General features: G+C 63.3%; 18 protein-coding genes. 8 read left to right on the forward strand and 10 right to left on the reverse strand.

Annotated elements, in window-relative coordinates; all coding sequences use genetic code 11:
- Positions 1 to 130 precede the first annotated feature (130 nt).
- The 3 genes from AB6O04_RS00625 (at position 131) to AB6O04_RS00635 (ending at position 3956) form a co-directional block, all read left to right on the forward strand.
- Positions 131 to 1843: a lysophospholipid acyltransferase family protein gene (locus AB6O04_RS00625; protein ID WP_368561673.1), complete on the forward strand. Its 1713-nt coding sequence runs from the start codon at positions 131 to 133 to the stop codon at positions 1841 to 1843.
- Entirely contained in the window at positions 1840 to 2658 is an 819-nt protein-coding gene (locus tag AB6O04_RS00630; RefSeq protein ID WP_368561674.1) for a UDP-2,3-diacylglucosamine diphosphatase, read from the forward strand. The genes AB6O04_RS00625 and AB6O04_RS00630 overlap by 4 nt, the downstream gene beginning before the upstream one ends.
- 206 nt (positions 2659 to 2864) lie before the next feature.
- A complete protein-coding gene (locus tag AB6O04_RS00635; protein WP_368561675.1) occupies positions 2865 to 3956 on the forward strand; it encodes a metal-dependent hydrolase in 1092 nt (363 codons plus the stop codon).
- A gap of 134 nt (positions 3957 to 4090) precedes the next feature.
- On the opposite strand, the gene AB6O04_RS00640 is transcribed toward AB6O04_RS00635, so the two are convergent.
- The 7 genes from AB6O04_RS00640 to AB6O04_RS00670 all read right to left on the reverse strand — a co-directional run bounded on the left by AB6O04_RS00640 (position 4091) and on the right by AB6O04_RS00670 (position 12789).
- Positions 4091 to 4918, reverse strand: coding sequence for a class I SAM-dependent methyltransferase (locus AB6O04_RS00640; RefSeq protein WP_368561676.1), 828 nt, complete (start codon positions 4916 to 4918; stop codon positions 4091 to 4093).
- A 49-nt stretch (positions 4919 to 4967) separates the two neighbouring features.
- On the reverse strand, positions 4968 to 5996 hold the full coding sequence (gene dusB / locus AB6O04_RS00645) for a tRNA dihydrouridine synthase DusB (RefSeq protein WP_368561677.1): 1029 nt from the start codon (positions 5994 to 5996) through the stop codon (positions 4968 to 4970).
- A 159-nt stretch (positions 5997 to 6155) separates the two neighbouring features.
- Positions 6156 to 7304: a PepSY-associated TM helix domain-containing protein gene (locus AB6O04_RS00650; RefSeq protein ID WP_368561678.1), complete on the reverse strand. Its 1149-nt coding sequence runs from the start codon at positions 7302 to 7304 to the stop codon at positions 6156 to 6158.
- Positions 7305 to 7316: 12 nt separating this feature from the next.
- Entirely contained in the window at positions 7317 to 9455 is a 2139-nt protein-coding gene (locus AB6O04_RS00655; RefSeq protein ID WP_368561679.1) for a TonB-dependent receptor, read from the reverse strand.
- A 264-nt stretch (positions 9456 to 9719) separates the two neighbouring features.
- Entirely contained in the window at positions 9720 to 10712 is a 993-nt protein-coding gene (locus AB6O04_RS00660) for a ribokinase (RefSeq protein ID WP_368561680.1), read from the reverse strand.
- 121 nt (positions 10713 to 10833) lie between these two features.
- Positions 10834 to 12132: a NupC/NupG family nucleoside CNT transporter gene (locus tag AB6O04_RS00665; protein ID WP_368561681.1), complete on the reverse strand. Its 1299-nt coding sequence runs from the start codon at positions 12130 to 12132 to the stop codon at positions 10834 to 10836.
- A gap of 84 nt (positions 12133 to 12216) precedes the next feature.
- Positions 12217 to 12789, reverse strand: a complete 573-nt coding sequence (locus tag AB6O04_RS00670; protein ID WP_368561682.1) for a TMEM165/GDT1 family protein — start codon at positions 12787 to 12789, stop codon at positions 12217 to 12219.
- A 468-nt stretch (positions 12790 to 13257) separates the two neighbouring features.
- Between AB6O04_RS00670 and AB6O04_RS00675 the strand changes: the two genes are divergently transcribed.
- From AB6O04_RS00675 to AB6O04_RS00695, 5 genes are all read left to right on the forward strand, one after another.
- Positions 13258 to 14229 carry an aldo/keto reductase gene (locus AB6O04_RS00675; protein WP_368561683.1) on the forward strand — a complete coding sequence of 324 codons (972 nt, stop codon included), beginning with the start codon at positions 13258 to 13260 and terminating at the stop codon, positions 14227 to 14229.
- Positions 14230 to 14408: 179 nt separating this feature from the next.
- On the forward strand, positions 14409 to 14609 hold the full coding sequence (locus AB6O04_RS00680; protein ID WP_368561684.1) for a hemin uptake protein HemP: 201 nt from the start codon (positions 14409 to 14411) through the stop codon (positions 14607 to 14609).
- A gap of 191 nt (positions 14610 to 14800) precedes the next feature.
- The gene (locus tag AB6O04_RS00685; protein WP_368561685.1) at positions 14801 to 17068 is read left to right on the forward strand and encodes a TonB-dependent hemoglobin/transferrin/lactoferrin family receptor; all 2268 of its coding nucleotides are present in this window, start codon (positions 14801 to 14803) and stop codon (positions 17066 to 17068) included.
- Positions 17069 to 17120: 52 nt separating this feature from the next.
- Positions 17121 to 17690, forward strand: coding sequence for a Hemin transport protein (locus AB6O04_RS00690; RefSeq protein WP_368561686.1), 570 nt, complete (start codon positions 17121 to 17123; stop codon positions 17688 to 17690).
- Between the two features lie 23 nt (positions 17691 to 17713).
- Positions 17714 to 18664 (forward strand): DUF6607 family protein, encoded by a 951-nt coding sequence (locus tag AB6O04_RS00695; protein WP_368561687.1) that lies wholly within the window; start codon positions 17714 to 17716, stop codon positions 18662 to 18664.
- A gap of 458 nt (positions 18665 to 19122) precedes the next feature.
- Here the strand turns inward: AB6O04_RS00695 and AB6O04_RS00700 are convergent, their stop codons facing one another.
- Genes AB6O04_RS00700 through AB6O04_RS00710 form a run of 3 tightly spaced genes read right to left on the reverse strand, consistent with a single transcriptional unit; the run spans position 19123 to position 21738 of the window.
- Positions 19123 to 20331 carry a PDZ domain-containing protein gene (locus AB6O04_RS00700; protein ID WP_368561688.1) on the reverse strand — a complete coding sequence of 403 codons (1209 nt, stop codon included), beginning with the start codon at positions 20329 to 20331 and terminating at the stop codon, positions 19123 to 19125.
- Positions 20332 to 20351: 20 nt separating this feature from the next.
- Positions 20352 to 21173, reverse strand: coding sequence for a hypothetical protein (locus tag AB6O04_RS00705; protein WP_368561689.1), 822 nt, complete (start codon positions 21171 to 21173; stop codon positions 20352 to 20354).
- Positions 21166 to 21738, reverse strand: coding sequence for an RNA polymerase sigma factor (locus AB6O04_RS00710; protein ID WP_368561690.1), 573 nt, complete (start codon positions 21736 to 21738; stop codon positions 21166 to 21168). Before AB6O04_RS00710 ends, AB6O04_RS00705 begins: the two co-directional genes overlap by 8 nt.
- Positions 21739 to 21971: the final 233 nt, after the last annotated feature.

Here is a 21971-nt window from a genome sequence, read left to right on the forward strand (position 1 = left end):
CTGCCCCGTTCACGGTGCCCGTGGGGTTAAACAGGCGGTCATCGGCGGCTGTCATGTGTCTGCCGCAAAACCGCAATGGCAGTGTCGCGGATCGGTAGCAGGCTGCGCGCAACCCGACGAGCCTCCTGACATGCGCCCGCTGGAACAACAGATCGCCGAACGCTACCCACAGTGGTTCCGAGGCCGCCGAGCCTGGGTGGCCCGCCCGCTGTTGAAGACCTTGGGCAAATGGTCCCGGCTGGATGCAGCGTACGGTTTCCTGGCGGCGCACACGCATCTGCGCGATTTCGCCTTCCTTGAAGCGGCGATGGATTTCCTCAACCTGCGCTACGTGGTGGATCACGTCGAACGCCGGAGGATTCCTGAAACCGGCCGGTTGTTGATCGTCGCCAATCATCCATCCGGTGCGCTGGATGCTATGGCCTTGCTGCACTTCGTGGGCAGTGTGCGACGCGACGTGAAGATCGTCGCCAATGATTTCCTGACCGGCATCGACAGTCTTCGTGACCTGTTGCTGCCGGTGCGCATCCTGGGCGGCAGCCCGGGCGCGGACAGCCTGCGAGCCATCGAGCAGGCATTGGAAAACGAACAGTGCGTCATCGTATTCCCGGCGGGTGAGGTTTCGCGGCTGGGACCGCGTGGGGTAACCGATACGCGCTGGCGCAAGGGCTTCCTCCGGTTTGCCCGCAATACCGGAACGCCGGTGCTGCCGGTGCGGATCCAGGCGCGCAATTCGGCGTTCTTCTACGGCGCGTCGGCGCTGTTGAAGCCGGCTGGGACAGCCCTGCTTGCGCGCGAGATGTTTGCCCGTAGCCAGCGCAGAATCGTATTACGCGTCGGCAATCTGATGCAGGTCGACGAAAGCGTGGATCCCGAGATCGCGGTAGCGCTAGTGCGGCGCGCGCTGTACGCCATCGGCCGCCGGAAGGAAGCGGCCGCCGAAGGACCGGAGCCGCTCGTTGCCGCGGCGGACCGCGCCGTGCTGAGCGCCGCCATGGATTCGTTGGAATGCCTTGGCGCCACCACCGACGGTAAACGCATCTGCGTGGGCCGGCTGGCGTCCGATTCGCCGCTGTTGCGCGAGATCGGCCGCCTGCGCGAACTGACGTTCCGCGAAGTAGGCGAGGGCACCGGCAAGCGAATGGACGTCGATCCCTACGACGCCTGGTACGAACACATCGTGCTGTGGGATGCGCAGGCGCGGAAGATCGCCGGCGCGTACCGCATCGCGCGCGGCGCCTCGGTGCTGGCCGAACAAGGGCTCAAAGGCTTGTACACCGCATCGCTGTTCCACTATGCCGACGATGCTTTGCCGCGAATTGCTCAGGGCATGGAGCTGGGGCGCAGTTTCGTCACGCCTGAGTACTGGGGCAGCCGCAGCATCGACTATCTGTGGCAAGGCATCGGTGCCTACCTGCGCCGGCATCCACGCATCCGTTACCTGTTCGGCGCGGTATCGATGAGCGCCGCATTGCCGCTGCACGCGCGCGAACAGATCGTCAGCTACTACGCTCAGTACTACGGCGATCCCAATGGCGAAGCGGTCTCGCGTCATCCATTCCGCTATGCCGCCGCGCCACCTTCGTTCGGTCAGTTGGACGCGGAGACTGCTTTTCGCGTACTGAAAGGCAATTTGGACACGCTGGGTGCCACCGTGCCCATGCTGTACAAGCAGTACACCGAGTTATGCGAACCGGGCGGCACGCGGTTCCTGGCGTTCGGTGTGGACCCGGCCTTCAGCGATTCCATCGACGGTTTGATCGAAGTCGATTTGCATTGCATCCGACCCAAGAAGCGGGCGCGCTATCTGGAACCTACCCCGCGTGAGGCGGTGCCGGCATGAGCCCCCGGACCGCCACCGCTCCCATGAAGCGCGCGGTCTTCGTTTCCGATGTTCATCTGGGTTCCAAGCATTGCCACGCGGCCGAGTTCGCAGACTTCCTGAGCGGACTACGCTGCCGCCGGTTGTATCTGGTGGGCGACATCGTGGACTTGTGGTGGATGGCGCAGCGGCGGGCTTCCTGGGACGCCGCACATAATCGTGTCGTCGAAAACCTGCACGCCTTGGCGCGCAACGGCACCGAACTAATTTATGTGCCTGGCAACCACGACCGTCCCGTACGCAGGTTCTGCGGACTGATGCTGCCCGCCATGCAAGTGCGTCGCCGTGCCATCCACACCACCGCCGATGGTCGACGCCTTCTGGTGACTCATGGCGACGATTACGACGGCATCACCCACTTCGGCGGGCTGCAGGAGCGCTTCGGCGACTGGCTCTACTACCGCATCCTCACCGGCAACCGCATCACCAACCAGATCCGCCGCCGCTTGGGCCTGCGCTACTGGTCGTTGGCCGAATACCTGAAGCGCCAGAGCGATGCGGCCGAACGCTACATCGGTCGATTTGTACAAGCCGGTTTGGACGACGCGCAGCGCCGCGGCCTGGACGGCATCATCTGCGGACACATCCACCGTGCGGCGCTATTCCAGCGCGACAACCTGGTCTACGCCAACGACGGCGACTGGGTGGAAAGCCTGACCGCCCTCTGCGAAGAAGCCGACGGCAGTCTGCAACTAGTCTCGCATGCAGGCCAGGTGCTATCGGTGATACCAGCCCGCCTGCGGCTGGTGTCGCCGGATATGTCCAAGGCGGCGTGATCGGCGGGGGCTTCTTGTGGGAGCGACGTGAGTCGCGACCGGAAGCTAGAGAGCTTTAGACACGGATCAACGCAGATAAACACGGATGAAAAGCGTCAATGCTTTATCCGCCTCTGTCCGTGTTAGTCCGTGTCTAGAGCCCCTGAGTCTACGGTCGCGACTCACGTCGCTCCTACAGGAGCGCGGGGGGCTGTTAGCATCCCGCCATGGACTCCCTTTCCCAAATCGTATTAGGCGGCGCCATCGCGGCGGCCATCGCTCCGGCTCGCCATCGTCGCGCCGCACTGCTCGCAGGCGCCGCGCTGGGCACGCTGCCGGACTTGGACAGCTTCCCGATCATGCTGTTCACCGACGACCCGGTCATGTTGATGACGGTGCACCGCAGCTTCAGCCATTCGCTGTTCGTACTGCCGTTGGTGGCGTGGCTGATCTGGTGGCTATTCAAACGTAGCGGCGGGCGAGTGGCCGAATCACCACGGCGATGGTTCTGGGCCATCCAACTGGCGCTGGTGACGCATCCGGTGCTGGACGCCTTCACCGTGTACGGCACCCAGCTGTGGTGGCCACTGATGCCGCCACCGACCATGTGGTCCAGCGTTTTCATCATCGATCCGATGTATACGGTTTGGCTGCTGATCGGCTGCGTCGTGGCCTGGTTCGTACCGGAAAAGCGGATCGCGCAGCGTGCGTTGGCGGCGGGCTTGGTGTTGAGTTGCGCGTATCTGGGTTGGTCGTTGATCGCCAAGGGCATGGTGGGCCGCGAAGCAGATCGCACCCTCGCCGCGATGGGCTTGGCTGATGCGCCGCGCTTTTCGGTGCCGATGCCGTTCAACACGTTGCTCTGGCGAGTGGTGGCGATGACGCCCAGCGGCTATGTGGAAGCCGAGCGCTCGGTGTTCGACAAAGGGCCGCTGATCTTCCGCGGCTATCCCTCCAATACGCAGGCGCTAGGGGAAGCACGGGAAATCCCCGCGGTGAAGCGGTTGACGTGGTTCAACCGCGGCTTCATGCGGGCGCAGGTGCAGGGCGACCGCTTGGTGCTGTCGGATCTGCGCATGGGATTGGAGCCGGACTACACCTTTCAGTTCGCCGTGGCTCAACGGCAGAGCGACGCCTGGCAGGCGATCGCACCGGTGCAACTGCCGTGGGCAACTCCGGTTTCGGGGATGGATGGAATGCGCGCGCTGCTGGCCGCCATGTGGCAGCGCATCTGGCGGCAATCGGATCAGCCTTTTCGGGCGGCGATTGTTCAGCCCGGTGAAGTAACGCCACCACTGAAAGCGGAAGGGCAGCAGTAATCACAGGCTTCGCCGCTTCTCGTCCCACAGGAATTCATCCGCGTTTCTGTAGAGCCGAGCTTGCTCGGCTGCTTTTCGTGGGAGGCAAAAGAGCAGCCGAGCAAGCTCGGCTCTACGATGTACCGCTCAACCGGTCAATAAACCGTCGCCCGCGCCTGCACGAAAGAATAGAAGAACACCGCATTGGGATCGTTCTGCACGTCGTTCAATTCACGACGCATGCCGTCGACGACATCCTGGGTGACGCGTCCCGCTTCCAGCAGCTGATCCGCAGCGGACAGCAGCAGCTCTTCCCAGAAGGCGATCATGGTCTTGCGCCGGGCGGGTTCGCGATTGTCGAAGTAGAAGGTCTTGATCTCGGTCGCGACGTCGCGATAGCCGCCGGCCAGCAGCAGGTTGCCCAACTTGGCGCCGATGAAGGGATCGCCGCCGCTGTCGTACTGGAAGTCGTTGAACGCCATCCAATAGCGCCAGACATTGGGCGAATAGGGATCCAACAGGAACGACGAATTCATCACTTCGGTGATGTACACAGGCGAGCCTGGCGCCAGCACGCGGCGGACCTCGTTGATGACGCGCGCAGGCGAGGGTACGTGTTCCAGCACCCAGCACAGGAATGCCGCATCGAATTCGCGCGGTGAGAACGGCAGGTTGGTGGCATCGGCCTGTAGCAGCGTGTAGCGGCCTTGGCACCACGGCATCTTGGCGAGGTTCTGTTGCGCGGCTTCCAACTGCGCCTCGTTCAAGTCCACGCAAGTGACGTGGATATCCGGAAAGCGCCGCAACAGGATCTCGGTTTGCGCACCCACGCCGCTGCCGACCTCCAGCACGCGCCGCGCGCCGGTGTAATCGATGTTGCTGAAGATGGTGGATTCCGCCAGCCGCGCTTGCTTCATCAGCCGCGCCTGTTCCACCGGGGAAAATCCATGCAGGTAAGTCGCTTCGGGTTTGACGTCATTCATGGCGAATGCTCCGACGGGGAGTTTTATGGATGCGGCAACCCAGAATCCATCACGCGGCCGCGGGCAAGTCTGGCACCACGCCCGCTACCAGCGCGTCGAAATAGTCGCGGGTCAGGCGAATCTGCGCGTCCGCCGTTTCGGCGCGGTTGACCACGGCGCGGAATGCCGCGCGCTGTTCGGCGGAATGCTCCGGGCGGTCCTTGGCGTACCAACCCAGGTGCTTGCGAGCGATACGCACGCCCTGCGGTTCACCGTAGAAACCGTGCAGTGCGTGCAGGTGGCCCAACAGGATGTCGCGTATTTCGGCGAGGGTGGGTGGCGGCAGTGTCTGGCCCGTCGCCAGGTAGTGCGCTACCTCGCGGAAGATCCACGGGCGGCCCTGCGCGGCGCGGCCAATCATCACCGCGTCGGCGCCGGTGTGCCGCAATACTTGTGCGGCCTTCTGCGGGGAGTCGACGTCGCCGTTGGCGATCACCGGAATGGCGAGTGCCGATTTTATTTCCGCGATGGTGTCGTATTCCGCCTGGCCGGTGTAATGCTGGTCGCGAGTGCGCCCGTGTACGGCCAGTGCGGCGACGCCGCTGTTTTCAGCAATCCGTGCGATGGTCAGGCCATTGCGATGATCGCAGTCCCAGCCGGTGCGTATCTTCAGGGTGACTGGGACCGCAACGGCGCCCACCACCGCTTCCAATATCCGCGCCACCAGTGCCTCGTCGCGCATCAGCGCTGAGCCTGCCCAGGCATTGCAGACCTTCTTGGCCGGGCAGCCCATATTGATGTCGACGATCTGCGCGCCGTGGTCCACGTTATAGCGCGCGGCCTCGGCGAGCTGCTGCGGCTCTGTGCCGGCGATCTGCACGCTGATTGGCGCCGGTTCGCCCACATGGTCCATGCGCCGCTGCGATTTTTCCGTCTTCCAGAAACGCGGATCGCTGATGGTCATTTCCGAAACGGCCGAACCCGCGCCCAGCTGCTTGCACAGCTGCCGGAACGGTTTGTCGGTGACACCCGCCATCGGCGCCAGAATGACCGGCGGGTCGATGCGATGGGGGCCGATATGGAGCGTGGAAGGCGACATGCCGCCATTATCGCAGGGGGCTAGGGATCAGGGATCAGGGGCCAGGGATCAGAGGCCAGGGGTCAGGGGTGCAAGGGGCCAGGGCGGCTCAGCAGTAAGGATCAGGATCAGGAACCTTGTGCCGGTGACGGCGAAGCAAAAAACCATCCGGCTCAGGGCTCAGTTCCCTGGTCTCTGGCCTCCGGCCTCTGGCCCCTTGGCGCGCGCGCCAGCGCGTCGTGCCCGCCAGAACAAGAAGCCGGAAACCAGCAGGAAGGCGGGTACCAGCCCGGTCAGCGCCACGCCCCATTGCCACGCCCGGCCACCCACGAAGCCACCGTGCAGCGGATAAATAGCGTCACTCATACGACCGCCAAGATCTTGCGCGGTGGCGTCATAGACCTGCACCGCCTGCAGCCGATAAGGATCCATCCAGACGACGCTGCGACCATTCGGGTGCCACTCGCCCGCGGCGCGGGCACGGATCGACACCAGCGCATCGTCTTTCTTGGGAAGTGCGATCCGCCGTAAATCGCCGCCGGCAAGATGGCCTTCTGCCGCGGCCAGCAAGGCCGACCAGTCGATGGCTTGGTCGGTCGGCGGCATAGGTAGCGGTGGCACCATCTCAGGGCCGTCGTCCAGCGTCCACCGCAATGCGGTGCGCGTGGCTTGGTTGTAGACCATCGCAACACCGGTGGCGACAACCAGCAGCAACATCGGGAACAACAATGCGCCGCTGCTGCGATGCCAGCTGAGCCAGCGCCGCGTCGGTGGACCGCGATACCAGCGCAGGCTGGCGGCCCATGCCCGCCATCGCGGCCACCACAGATACAACCCCGACAACAGGATGAAAAGCGCGATCAGTCCGAACACGCCCAACACCTCTTCACCCGTCTCGCCGGCCAGTAGATGGACATGCAGGTCGCGGAGCCAGAGCACCCAGTCGTTGTCCTTGCTGCGCGTCAGTAGCAGGTCACCAGTGACGGCATCGAAATACCGGCGTTCGCCGCCACTGAAGAACACCTGCCATACCGGCAGCTTGGCCGAGGGCAGATCCGCGGAGCGCATGCCGCGCGGACCCCACTGCTCGACGATGCGTGCCAGTGCTTCGCCCTGCGTGCTGACCGGGGGCAGTTTGGCGCTCGCCAACTGTGGATGCGCCATCAGCAGCAATTCGCGCTGGAAGGCCAGCACGGTGCCGGTTAACGCCACCACCACCAGCACCATGCCTGCGGTAAGTCCCAGCCACAGGTGCAGCCATTTCAGCACGCCTCTGAAACGGCGTGCCGAGGTATGTGAGCCGGTCTGGCGCTGGAGCGTGCTGGACATGGCGAAGGACGATCAGAACCGGTGCGACCAGCCCACCGTCAGCACCCGGCCGCGGCCAGCGGTATAGGTGTCGTCGCGCGGCGGCGTGACCTGTGAGTAGTAGCTGATGTACTGCTCGTTGAACACGTTCTCGATGCCCACGCTCAAGGTGCCGACCGGCAGCTTGAAGCGGTTCAGCAGATCCACGGTGGTGTAGCCATCGGAACTCGATGTCCGCGTGCCGCGCGTGTAGAAATCCCGATCCATCGCCTTGCTGGCTTGCAGGCGCAGGTTGGCTGACGGCGCGAATGCCAATTCCCAGAATGCGGTGACGCGATCCGGGCTGATGTTGATGCCGGGCAGATCGCTGTCGACTCGATCATCCCGGTTGCTGTCGTAGCTACCGCGAGTGCGGGCATAGGCCACGCCGACTCGCATATCGTCCTGCACCTGATACGCCACGCTGCCATCGAAGCCTTTGATTTCGGTGCGTTCGCGGGCGACGTTGTAGGTCTGGGTCACAGGGTCGAAATCCAGGCGCGAACCCAGGTCGGAATCCGAACGGTACATCGCCAGATGCACCAGCCAGCGGCCGTCGTCGTAGTCCAGGCCGATTTCCTGGTTGTCGGCGATCACCGGCTCCAGGTCGACCAGGCTGTCGACGCTCTGATTCGGACGGTTCACCGCGCGCAGCACGCGACCGATGTCGGCGACGGTGTAGCCCTCACCATACGAGGCGTACAGCTTCAGTGCGTCAGTTGCTTCCCAGACCAAGCCGATGTTGGGCAAGGTTTCGCTGGTCGTCGGCGAGCCACCCCGCACGAAACGGCTGCCGCCGGGATTGGCCGGAATCGTGGTGTAGTCGTCGACCTCGAGCTTGCCGTGTTCGTAACGCAGTCCGCCGGTCAGCATCACCGTGTCGGTCAGCCACCACTCGGCCTGCACGAACGGCGACCAGGATTCATAGACGGTTTCCGGCACCCAGTTCAATCCCGCACGGATCAACTCCTGCGAGGTGGTATCGCGGGCCAGGTCCAGGCCCAGCGTTGCCCGCAGGCGCAGGCCGAACAGATCGCCGCGCGACCAGCTGAACTTGCCGCCCAGCTTTTCGGACTGATTCTGCGACTGGTCGTACCAGTTCAGATCGCGTCCGTCGCCCCAGAAGTCTTCCCAGTCGCTGCCGCCGTACAGAGCCTTGAAATCGACCCAGTACAGCTGCGCCTGCAGGTAGCCGCCGCCGAGCGATTTGTCGGTGTAGTCCACCACCACCGACGTGCTGCGGTTGCGCGGGCCTTCGCCCTCCGGATTGCCGCGTTCGGAGCTCGCCGGGATGCCGTTGACGGCATCGCCATTGACCACGACGTAGTCGTTGTTGCCTTGCAACTGATAGCGGTTGGCGGTCAGCTGCAGGCGGCGATCCTCGTCGATATTCCAGCCGCCCTTGGCGAACAGATTGTGGCTGCGCGAATCCATCAGGTCGCCCTGCACGGCGTTGATCGCCAGCGGATTGCCGTTGCCGTCGTAGTACAGCCCTTCGCTGGCGTAAGACGCACCGCCGACAAAATCGAACGCGCCCTGGCGGGTACCGAACAGATAGGAGCCGCGGTAGCCGACGCTGTCGTCTTGGTGCGAAAGCGCGCTGCTGGCGCTCAGGCTGACGTCGTGGAAGCTATCGCCGTCCTTGCGCGGTGCGTGCTTGGTGATGATGTTGATGATGCCGCCGGAAGCGCCCAATCCTTGCAGCGCGTTGGCGCCATGGATCACTTCGATGCGCTCGATCATCGCCGGATCGAGGGTGTGGCCGTCGCGGCCGCCGTCACGCAGCGGAGTGGACTGCGGAACGCCGTCGACCAGGTACAGCGGCTTGCGGCCGCGCAGGGTTTCGCCGGCATTGGTGAGCTTCTGCCGCGATGGGGTGAACGACGGAATCAGGTTGGCCAGCACCTGTGACAGGTCCTGGGTCAGTGCCAACTGCTGCTCCAGCTGCGCCCGGTCGATCACGGTGATGGTATTGGGCAGGGCGGCTTCGGAATCGGGGATGCGGCTGGTGCTGGCTGAGACCGTCACCCGGTCGAGTTCGGTCGGGTCGTCGGTCTGGGTCTGAGCATAGACGGCGGAAGGAAGCGCAAGGGCGACCGCAAGGGTCAGCAAGCGGGGGTGGGGAAAGGTCATGGGGTCAGATCATTAAGTTGAAAAACGTCACACTCAGTGTAAATGAGAATTGTTTTCAAATGAACTGGAGCCCGCGCCCCGCGATAACTCCGGCTCCCGATAGCAACGATGCCGTCGCAACGGCAGGCGATCAGCACATAGCCGCTAAGGCGCTTTTTATAGGAGCGCCCCACGGGCGCGAACCTTTCCCATCACGCCACGTGAAGCTTCGCGGGCATGGCCCGCTCTACAACGCTCAATCTGGCTCTACAGGAGAGATTCTTCTTAGTCGGCGTAGCGGGACTGCACGTCGGCTAGTGCGGGCATGGCCAGGGCGGCGCCCAGATTCTCCGTGGACAGGGCTGCGTAGCGGCTGGCGAAGCGCACATGCTGGGAGAATGCCGCGGCCGGATTGTTTGCAAGCGAGGCGGCCAAGGCACCGTTGAATGCGTCGCCCGCACCGGTGGTATCGACCACATTGGCGGCCTCGGCCGGCGCGCGGTAGTTGGCGCGCGCATCGCCGCGCAGGGCCATTTCCGGGTGGGACACAAATACGCCGGTACCGCCCAGGGTGACCACCACCGTGCCATGCGGGAACAGCTGGCGGCAGAAGTTGTGCAGCGTCTGCACGTCCGACGTGGCCACCTGGTCGGACTCGATGCGCTCGCCGAGATGGCGGGCAAGCAGCGCGGCGAATTCGGTTTCATTGGGCGTGATGATGTCGGCCAAGGCCAGCAGGTCGGTGCTGGTACCTGCGTTGGCCGGCGCGGGATTCAACACTGTGGTGACGCCGTTCAGACGTGCCAGTTGCAGGGCGGCGGCAACGCTTTCCACCGGAGATTCGAGTTGCGCCAGCAGAGCGCCGGCGGAAGCGATCGTGGCCTGCTGCTGCTCCAGGAATTCGGCCGTCAACGCCGCGTTGGCGCCGGCGCCGACCACAATGCTGTTGCGGCCATGGGCGTCCACATAGATGCCGGCGGTGCCGGTGGGTTCTTCGCAAGCTTGCACGCGCAGGTCGATCTTGTTGGCTGCCGCCAGCGATCGCGCCAGGGCGCCGCCAGCGTCGTCTCCCAGGGCGCAGACGAACACGGTGGCCGCACCGGCGCGTGCGGCGGCGACCGCCTGGTTGAAGCCTTTGCCGCCGGGGCCGAATGAGTATTTCCCCGCGATGGTCGCGCCCGCCGCCGGTAGCGCGTCGCAGCGCCAGACATGGTCGACATTGAAAGAGCCCATGACGGCAACGTGGGCGGGAGAGGTGGAAGTTGCGGAGGTATTCATAAGGTTTGCCTGATCGAGCACTGGCGGCGGACGCGCTGCCAGAAAGAACGGAGAAAAAAGGAGAAAAGGGGACTGGCTCGGGGAAGCTTCTCCGCCAACCGGGTTGGCGACGAGCCTGTCATCAGCCGAAGTGGGAGAGCACTCCGGCGATGGTGGCAGTCATGAGCGTGGCGACGGTACCGCCCAGCACGGCGCGCAGACCGAACCGCGCCAAGTCGGAGCGGCGTTCCGGGGCCAAGCCGCCGATGCCGCCGATCTGGATGGCGATAGAGCTGAAGTTGGCGAAGCCGCATAGCGCGTAAGTCGCGATCAGCCTGCCTTCCCCGCTGAGCGATACACCGGCGACCTTGCCGTTGACGATATCGGCCAGCTGCATATAGGCGACGAACTCGTTGATCACCAGTTTCTGTCCGATCAGCGAACCGACCGTGTTGGCATCCTGCCAAGGCACGCCGATGATCCAGGCGATAGGAGACAGCACGAAGCCGAAGATCGTGGCCAGATCGGTGGGCTTGCCGATCAGCGCAGATAATCCAGTGATTTCGCCGAGCCAGGTCAGCGGCGAGTTGATCAGCGCGATCAAGGCGATGAAGGCCAGCAGCATGGCGCCGATATTGAGCGCCAGACGCAGGCCGTCGCCAGCGCCCGCGGCGGCGGCATCGATGATGTTGCTGGACGTCTTCTCCACTTCCATCTTCACCGTGCCGCGTGTCAGCGGCATGCCGGTTTCCGGTATCAGCAGCTTGGCCACCACGAGCGTAGCCGGTGCCGCCATGATGGAAGCCGCCAGCAAGTGCTTGGCGTAGAACGCCTGCTGTTCCGGGTCGCCGCCACCCAGCATGCCGACATAGGCCGCCAGAACGCCGCCGGCGATGTGTGCCATGCCGCCGATCATCATGGTGATCAGCTCGGATTCGGTCATCTTGGAAATGTAGGGGCGTACCGTCAGCGGCGCTTCGGTCTGGCCGATGAATACGCTGGCGCAAACACTGGTGGTTTCCGCCCCCGAAACGCGCATGACCTTGGTGATCGCCCAAGCCATGGCCTTGACCACCGCCTGCATGACGCCCAAGTGGTACAGCACGCCCATCAGCGCTGCGAAGAAGATGATGGTGGGTAGCACCTGGAAGGCGAAAATGAAGCCGAATTTCTCGGTGTCCATCAAGCTGCCGAAGATAAAGCCGGAGCCTGCTTTCACGAACTCGAGCACCTTCACGAAGCCATGGCCCAACCAGTCGAACACTTCGCGCCCGCCGGGCACCAGCAGCACCAATGCGGCGAAAGCGATCTGCAATGCGACGCCGGTAGCGACCAGCTTCCAGTCAACGGCACGCTTGTTATTGGAAAACAGCCAGACAATGCCGACCAATACCGCCAAACCGAACAGGCCGAAGCCAATGCGCCCCAAAGCTTCGAGCATGGAATTCCCCCAAACCACAGTCATTGTTCCGAAGCGCCGCAGTCTAGCAGGCGGCCCAAGCGTCGCTGCCTGAACTGACTACGTTCAGGTAACGCCATTCCATGCCACCCAGGCCGCGATACTCAGGAAGACCGTCGCGGCCATCCCGCGCGCCAGTTTCAGCGGCAACCGATCGGCGAAGCGATGCCCCAGCCAGACCACCGGCAGGTTGGCCAACAGCATGCCTATCGTGGTGCCGGCGATGACCTGCCATAGCGGGTCGTACTTGGTGGCCAGCAGCACGGTGGCGATCTGGGTCTTGTCGCCGATCTCGGCCAGAAAGAACGCCACGGTGGTGGCAACGAATGCGCCATGCCGCGGCAGGCGGTCGCCTTCGTCGTCCAGGTGATCGGGTTTCAGCGTCCACAACGCGACCGCAAGGAAGCTCACCGCCACGCCCCAACGAAGCGCGGTGGGCGAGAGCCATTGCGACAGCTCGGCGCCGAACCAGGCGGAGACCGCGTGGTTGATCAGCGTCGCGACCAGGATGCCAAGTGCGATTGGCCAAGGCTTGCGGTAGCGGGCGGCCAGCAACAAGGCCAGCAATTGTGTCTTATCGCCGATTTCAGCCAGCGCAACCGTCCCGGTCGATACCAGCAGGGCTTGCAGTGAAAACATCAGGAGCTCCGGGGCCGGGCATTCGCGAACGCGAAGGCAAACATCGCGCAGCCCGGCCCGGGTGGCGCAACGCCTGCCTTCGGTCTTGCCCAGCGGAAGCGGTGGCTTCGGCCCCGCGCACCATGGCTGCTCGCAAGGGTGATCCAAGACGAAGCCGCCAAGTATGTTGATGCGCGGACCCTGCACGTGGCAGGTGGGCTACTCCCCGGAGGAAAGTGCGCGCATTGTAGCGGAGGCTTCCAAGGTCATGAGTAAACTCTTCTCATTAGGGCCTGTTAACGCTATTGGGATAGGCCACGCCGCAATCCAGTGCGTACGGGGCAAGGAAGAATGAGGAAATGTATGCCGATACATGCCCGAGTGATGACACTGGCCCGTGCGCACTGGGTTCCGGCCCCCGTATCAAGTACGGGGCAGCAACGTGACCTGTCCCAATAACGTTAGCAGGCCCTAACGCAGGAGACCGCCATGCAATACCGCCGCCTGGGTTCATCCGGTCTGCAACTTTCCGCGTTGTCTTTCGGCGCATGGGTCAACTTCGGCGACCGCGTAGGTCGCGATGGCGCGCGCGAGCTGATCTCGGCCGCGTGGGACCACGGCATCAATTTCTTCGACAACGCTGAGGTCTACGCGCATGGCGAGGCCGAACGGGTGATGGGAGATGCGATCCGCGATCTCCGGTTGCCGCGCGATGGTTATTGCGTCTCCAGCAAAGTGTGCTTCGGGTCGGTCGCCGATCCGCGGCCGACCCAGCGCGGTTTATCCCGCAAGCACGTTACCGAGGGCTGCCATGCGGCGCTGCGGCGACTGCAGGTGGACTACCTGGATCTTTTCTTCTGCCATCGCGCTGATCCGGATACGCCGGTCGAAGAAACGGTGTGGGCCATGGATGCGCTGATCCGGCAAGGCAAGGTGCTGTACTGGGGCACTTCCGAATGGCCCGCAGCGCAAATCAAGGAAGCCGCCCGCATCGCGCGCCAACATCATCTGCATGGACCAACGATGGAGCAGCCGCAATACAACCTGCTGCGGCGCTCGCGCGTGGAACTGGAGTACGCGCCGCTGTACTCCGAACTGGGCCTGGGCACTACGACCTGGTCGCCACTGGCGTCGGGTTTGCTGACCGGCAAATACGATCAAGCGGTGCCGGCCGATACGCGGCTGGGTTACGAAGGCAACGAAGAGTTGCAGCGCATGGTGATGGGTTCGCCTGAAGAGCGCCGGCGCGAACGCGTGCGCCGATTCACAGCACTGGCGGCGGAAGCGGGTGAATCCCCCGCGCCGCTGGCGATCGCCTGGTGCCTGCGTAACCCCTACGTCTCCACCGTCATTACGGGCGCAAGCAAGGTGTCGCAACTGTTGGAGAACCTGCGCGCGGTCGAGCTGTCGCAACAGTATGACGAGGCGTTCTGGGAGCGTTTGAGCGCCGCGACGTCGTAAGGAGCCGGGAATCGGGAATCGGGAATCGGGATCCCCATTCCCCATTCCCCATTCCCCATTCCCCATTCCCCATTCCCCATTCCCCATTCCCCATTCCCCATTCCCGGCTCTTCAAATACCTGTTGACTCCAGAATGAGAATCATTATCATCTGAATCCGGTCCGCCACGGAGCTCTCTGATGACCGCAAACGTAACCCCTTTATCGAAGGTCGAACCTTTGTCGCTGCGGGACCGGCTGCCCCAGCGCCCGGCGTTCGCGGAAGAGGCACTGGACAGCGAGACGCTGCTCAGGGGCCAGCGCGAAATCCTGATTCGCCATGGCGACAAGGTGTACCGCCTGCGCCATACAAGCAACGACAAGTTGATCCTTACCAAGTAAGCGTCACTGCAGTAAGCCTCACGGCGTAGCTCGCGATTCGCAGTGCGTCGCCTTTCCCTCTCCAGGGCGGCGTGCGGCGAATCGCTTTTTTAGAACAGGTTCTTACTCCACCGGGCGCCAGCCAACGACTCCATCGGCCGCCAGCCTTTCCGGTCTCTCTACTTTGAAACCGACAGGAAAGCTGTACGCCCATGATGCGCCCCACGTTGCTGACCTCGGCACTGTGGCTGGCATTCGCCAGCCTGGCCCACGCCGAAACCGCTGTAGAAAGTTCAGCCAATAGTTCTGCCGTTGCTTCGGCCAGCTCCGCCAACGCGGCCCGCGAGTTCCAGCGCGTACAAGTCACCGCCACCCGGGGCGAGCGTGCGCTTTCCGACGTGCCCAGTACGGTGGACGTGATCGATCGCGAACAGTTGGATGACCGGCTGATCCGCGACATCAAGGATCTGGTGCGGTACGAACCGGGCGTGTCGGTCACCTCCACCAACGGGCGCTTCAATGCGCTCAGTGGATTCCGCATTCGCGGCCTGGATGGCAACCGCGTACTGATCCAGACCGACGGCATTCCGGTGTCGGACAACTTCGGCTTTGGCAGCTATCTGTCGGCCAATCGAAATTTCGTCGACCTCGACACCCTGAAGCAGGTCGAGATCGTGCGCGGACCCGCGAGTTCGTTGTACGGCTCGGATGCATTGGGCGGTGTGGTCGCCTTTGTTACCAAGGATCCTTCGGATTACCTGGAGGAAGGCAAGGATGCCTACTTTGGCTTGAAGTTCGGCTTCGAAAGCGACTGGGAAGGATTGTTCGGCGGCGCTATCGCGGCTTTCGGCGGCGACCGCTGGAGCGGCATGGCGGCGGTCAGCCACCGCCAGGGCAAGGAAACCGAAAACCAAGGCAGCAACCAGAGCACGGGCCCCGATCCCGATGGTGTCAACCGTCGTACCGCTCCCAATCCACAGCGCCGCGATGGCCGCAGCCTGCTAAGCAAGCTCGTATATGCGCCCAGCGAGAGCCAGCGCTTCAAGCTGACAGTGGAAGGAAACGAGGACTACAACAGCGTCGAAGCATTCACCAGCCGAACGCGGCCTGCTGGTTTCACGCCGGGCATTTTGTCGCAGGAAGGAAGGGACCATCAGACGCGTGCGCGCGTGTCGCTGGAGCATGAGGTCGACACGCTGGATGCTGGCTTCGCCGACAGTCTGAATTGGCGCATCTATCGCCAGGACAGCGAGAGTACTCAGCGCACCCATGAACTGCGCAGCAACAATACGCGGCGGGTGATGGACCACAACTTCGACCAGCGCCTGTACGGACTTCAGGGGATTTTCTATAAGGCGTTCATCACCGGCGCCGTCGACCACGATCTGACCTATGGCCTGGATGCTTCGTGGTCGGAAACCCATGAGAAGCGCGATGGCATGACCGTCAATTTGACCACGGGCGCGATCAGCAAGACTGTCGGAATGGATGTGTTCCCGGTGCGCGACTTTCCTATCAGCAAGACCACCAAGATCGGCGCCTATGTGCAGGACGAAATGCATTTCGCCGATGGCAGGTTCAGCCTGATCCCCGGATTGCGCGTGGACTATTACAAGTTGGATCCCACTCTGGACAACATCTTTGCCGAGGATAATCCCGGGGTTGCGGTGGAAGGCATGGATGAAACCAGTGTGTCGCCGAAACTGGGTGGCGTGTGGCGGTTCGCCGAAAGCTGGTCGTTGTTCGCCAACTACGCGCATGGATTCCGCGCGCCGCCGTATGGCGATGTCAACGTGGGCTTCACCAATCTCACCGGAGGCTATACGGTGATCGCCAATCCCGATCTGAAGCCGGAGACCAGCGATGGTTACGAGCTGGGCGTGCGCTTCTCCAATGACGCGTTCTATGCCGGGCTGACCAGCTATTACAACGACTATCAGGACTTCATCGAATCGTTCGTGCAGGTCAGTCGGCCGCCGCAGACGCCGCTGATCGTGTTCCAGTCGCAGAACGTCGCAGACGCCCGCATCTACGGTGCGGAGTTCAAGGCGGGCGTCGACTTCGGTGCGCTCAGCGAACGGATGGAAGGCTGGTCGCTGCGCGGCGCGGTGGCCTACGCGCGCGGGGACAACAAGACCGATGATACGCCGCTCAATTCGGTCGACCCATTGCGTGGCACCTTGGGACTGGCCTACTACCGCGAAGCCTGGGGCGCCGAACTGGTCGGCAGCTTCGCCGAAAAGAAAAAGCGTCCGGCCGAAGAGGGGCAATACCAGCCCGCTGGCTACGGCGTGCTCGATCTGCTGGCGCACTGGAATTTCGCGCCAGGGGCCAAGCTCAACGTCGGCGTCCTCAACCTGGCGGACAAGAAGTACACCGATTGGGCCGATGTGAACGGAATACTGGCAAGCAGCGCGGTGCTGGACCGCTACACCCGTCCGGGACGCTCGCTGTCCGCCAGTCTGTCGTTGAACTGGTAGCGGCGCCATGGCCAGCGCGCGGTTGCAAGGGAACTCGGAGTTGGCGACGGCGATGCCGCACGTTCTGCCGCAGCCTCAGCAACTGGCGGCGCTGGGCACGGTGCTGTGTCTGTACCGGCTGCAGCACGGTACTGAACTCGCGGGCTGGGCACAGGCGGCATACGCTGAAGCAGCGGTCGGCGTGGACAGCGATGGACTGCGTGAAAGCGTACGGTTTTTCGACCGCGACGGACGATGCTGTTGGCGCCTGCATCTGCTGCCCGACAGCGATTTCCTGGCGTGGGACCGAATGATGACTTCGCTTCCTTGCGCCCAGGAAACGACGGAAAGAGAACGAGGCGTGGCCGAACGATTGTGGTGGCGCATGGCGGGTCGATTGCTGGGCGGGCACTGGCGTGCCTGCACGGTGCGGCTGTATGCGTTGGCGCGGGGTGCATCGCCGGTGCTGGCGGCAAGCCTGGCGCCGGTATCTCCACTGGGCGCCACCACCGCACGGCGCATTGTCGATGCCGAGGGTGTCGAGGTGGATATCGTTTCGAGACGCCCTGGCTACGAGGCGCTGCTCACCGCGACGGCGGCACAACACGAACACGGCGGGACAGCGGCAACGCCGTCCCTTTGATCAACTGAAATGAGAAAGCAACCATGAAACCAACGGTAGCCACGCTGTTGTTGTCCGGAATGTCATGCCTGCAGATGGGCGCGGCCTTGGCGCAGAACGTCGATACAACCCGTGACCGGCAATCCATTCTTGCCATGCAGGGCGAATACCAAGTCGATTTCGCTTTTGACGAAACCGTGTTGCTGCAGCCTGGTTACGAACGCCAGGCCGCCATGCGCAGCGGTGGCGACGAGACCGTCATCGTGGTCGAGGATGCGCCGGGCCGGATCGTGCTGCAGCACATCCTGGTGGATGCGAAGAGTGGCCATGTCACCAAGCATTGGCGGCAGGATTGGGTTTACGAAGCACCGACGCGTTTCGAGTTCAGCGCCGACCAGACCTGGCATGTGCGTTCCATCCCCGCAGACAAACAACGCGGTGCATGGACCCAATGCGTCTATGAAGTCAGCGATGCGCCTCGCTATTGCGGCACCGGTCGCTGGGAATACGGCAACGGCATCGCCACCTGGACCAGCGACCTGAGTTGGCGCCCGCTGCCGCGCCGCGAGTACACCAAGCGCAGCGACTACAACGCGTTGTCCGTGATCAATCGCCATACCATTACGCCCAACGGCTGGACCCACGAACAGTTCAACACCAAGGTGCTGCGCAAGCCGGACGGCAGCCAGGTGGAATTGGCGCGCGAATTCGGTTTCAACGATTACCAGAAGACCCAGGACATCGACTTCGCTCCGGCGTATGCCTATTGGAAGGCGACCGCCGGTTACTGGGCCAAAGTGCGTGCACATTGGGACGAGTACTTGTCCCAGGCACCCGGGCTGCGCCTGAAAACGAAAGTCGACGGCATGGCGATGATCATGCCGCTGTTCTCCCAGGCCGGTGATGTGCAGAAGGGCAAGGTCGTGCCGGATGCCGACATCGCCAAGGTCTTCGCCGAATGGGTGGAGCGTGCGTCCGCGGAAACAGCACCGTAGAGCGGAGCTGCGCCTCGCTATAGCACCGAGTCAGTAGCAATATGGCCGTCGCAACGGCCGGCGATAACGAATAGCCGTGAAGGTGCTTCTCGTAGAGCGGAGCTTGCTCCGCTGTTCTTGCCCATGCGTGCACCGGTCGAAGATCAGCGCTTCAAACGGAATAAGCAACGAGGAGCAGGTCTAGGCGGCTATTCACGATTGCTTGCCGTTGCAACGGCCTTGTTGCTACTGGCTCGGTTCTATGTCGGGGCGCAGCTCGGCTCTACAAAAAGCGCGGATGCGTCCCTTGTGGGAGCGACGTGAGTCGCGACCTGAAACATCAACGTCGCGACTCACGTCGCTCCCACAAGGAAGCTATGCCGCGGCCTTGGCATGTCGACAGATATCCGTTCTACAAAAAAAGCCCCCCGCTTTGGGCGGGGGATGGGATTCACCTACATAGGGTTCTTATTGTTCGGTCAGTCGGACGACGGCTTGGGCGGCGTCGGAGGTGTGGGAGGTTCTGGAGGCTCCGGTGCATCGATTTCATACGCGCGGCCTTCCGGGTCCAGCACCATCACGCGCTCGGTATGCGGCTCACCCGTGGTCCGCGGCATCTCCGCCAAGAAAGCCATCGGCGGCGATGGTGGTCTCGGCGCTGAAGGAGGCAGCGGTGGCGCAGGCGGAAGCGGCACGCGAATCGGCAAGGTCTTGGGTAGACGGACATCCGCAGTGCGGGTCTGACGGTCGCGCAGAAATTCGACTTTCACGCGGCTTTCTTCTGGCTTGCCGCGTAGCGCTGCCATGACCTCGCGCGGTGATGCCACCGGCTTCCCTTCGATTTTTCGGATCACATCGCCCGCTTGCAGGCCTTCCAGTTCGGCACCATTGGAAAGCACCAGTACGCCGGACTCCGCGCCGAAATAGCGGCCCAACTGCTTATCCACTGAAGCCAGGTTCAGGCCCTCCCAACGGAAAGCCTCAGTGAGCATCGGCAACCGGCAATCGTCGCCGCGGCAGCCGCGCAAATCTTTGATTCGGCGCAACTCGGCTTGAATGCCGGGCGCGATACCCATATGCAGATCGGTCAGCGGCAACATGTCTTCCAAGAGCATGGGTTGGCCTTGGTCGTCCCGCATGACGAGAGTGCGCGTGTGCGGGTGTTGGCCGGGCGCGTCCGCGCGCGCAATCATCATGGCCGGGCGGCCCGGCTCCGGCGTTACCTTTGTGTCCTGTACGCGGCCGCCGCGCCGGTAGGTGATGGTCGCCGGTGTCCCGGCTTTCAGTTGGGCCAGCGCAAGGCGAGCACTGGCCAGCCGCGCGCCATCGTTCGCGCCGGTGATGCCTTTGCCGTCTACTTTCAACAACTGATCGCCCGCCTTCAGTCCCGCCTTGGCAGCACCGCTATCGGGCGTGACACCGGTGATGCGCACGCCATCCTTATCGGGCGCTAAAAGGACGCCCAGTATCGGCCGGGTTTCGATGCGCCGTTCGATATGAAGCGGACGTTGCGCCACGCCCAGTTCGCGCGAAAGCTCGGCAACGCGTTTGGCCGCGCGCTGCAGGTCCGCGCGCGCCGCTTCCAGTGCCTTCTGTTGCTGGACGGAAGTCTGCGCATAAGCGACCGGTAGCAGTCCCATTCCTAGCGCGAGGGTTAAAGCGGAAAACCGCAAGAACGTCGATTTCATGATTGCCTCTCGTTGATTTTCTAGTACACCTGGGCCAGCGGACCTTCCGTGGCCGTGCCCTGGGCTGCCATCCAGCGTTGGGTGGTTTCCACGCCCGTCAGCTGCCGCAGCGCATCGACCCGTTGTTGCCATAGGTCGAGTTGTGAAGCGGAAGGCATGTCGGGTTGGGAAAGCGCGCCGTCAATATCGGCAATACGGTCCTGGAGTTCCGCGCTGAGTGCCGTCATGGTCGCGCTGCCTGCGCGGGGCTCTTCCAGTTGCGCCAGGATCGCCTCCAAGCGCGCGGATTCGGCGTAAAGATTTTCCAACCGGTGGTCTTGTTCGGCTGCTTCTGTTGCCGTGGGGGCGGGATCCTTGGATTGGCTTGGCGGGGCCTTGCGCGAGCGAGTCTGCTTGGCGACGCGTGGCGCTGATGCTGCCGTTGCTGCTGTCGTCGCTGAAATCGACGAAGCCGCGCTCTTCGTTGTGGGTGACGGCGTCTTCGACTGAGCTTGACCGGTAGCGGCTACCGCGGTGGGCGCGGCATCTGGCGAGATGAATGATGGAGCGGCGACGGAAGAGGACGAAGAAGTAGGTGGAGCAGGCGCTATCGCCGCGGAGCTGGGCGCAGGCGGAACTTCACGTTCACTCCATCGGAACACCGGGATCACGGCCGCCAGCGCTACCGCGGCCGCCATGGCGAACCAGTAAGGCCGATGTTTGCGGCGTGACGCTGACGGGCGCGATGGCAGTCTGCGGGCAACGGAAGTCCAAGTATCGGCCGGCGACATTTCCAGAGGTAAGGCGGCGAAGGCGTCATCCCAGCCGCGCGGTGCGTCGCAAGAAGCGCGGGAATCAGGCATGGGCAGGTTCCTCGATCTGCAGCAGCGCACGTAAACGGCGAGTGCCGCGCGCGAGCTGCGATTTGGAAAAGCTGGCGGTGCGTTGTGTCATTGCGGCGATCTCGTCGTGGGTATAGCCCTCCGCGTGGTACAGCCAGAGCACGGTACGGGTAGCGACGGGCAACGCGGCCAGCGCGCGTTGCAACATGGCGGCATCGGCATCGGCCGCGGCAGGCGGCAGCGGGCCATGGTCGTCGGGCAGGTCGTCCCCGCCCATCGCGACCTCGCCATCGAGCTTCCGGCTGCGGCGAAGACGCATCAGTGCTTCATTGACCGCGATCTGCCGCAACCAGCCCCAGAAGGGACTGCCGCCGCGGTAATCGCCGATGTGATGGAACACTTTCAACATGGTGTCCTGCAGTACTTCGGAAGCCTCTTCGCGGTCGCCGCAGATCCGCAGCGCCAGCGTGAATACCGGCCGTTCGAACCATCGGTAGATCTGCTCGAACGCGTCCTGCCGCCCCGCGCGTGCCTGTGCGAGCAGGGTGTCCGGCACATCGATGGCGAAGCGGGAAAGGGAAGGCATGTATTCCTCTGAGGTGTCCCGCGAATAGCTTGCCTATATGACGCTGTGGATTGGCCCCCGAGCCAAGGCGTGAGGAGGAGGCATAGCCGGGACTATGGTGACGACGAGCAACGCAGGATCGGGGGCCAAGACCAAGTCAGGTGGGTAAGTTATTCGTGGGACACCTCAGTAGATGCGGCACGTCGGAAAACCGTCGCAGCCGGTAGAACGGCCGGACCATCCACGGCCACCAC

The sequence above is a fragment of the Pseudoxanthomonas sp. UTMC 1351 genome, assembly GCF_040948865.1.
Lineage (GTDB): Bacteria > Pseudomonadota > Gammaproteobacteria > Xanthomonadales > Xanthomonadaceae > Pseudoxanthomonas_A.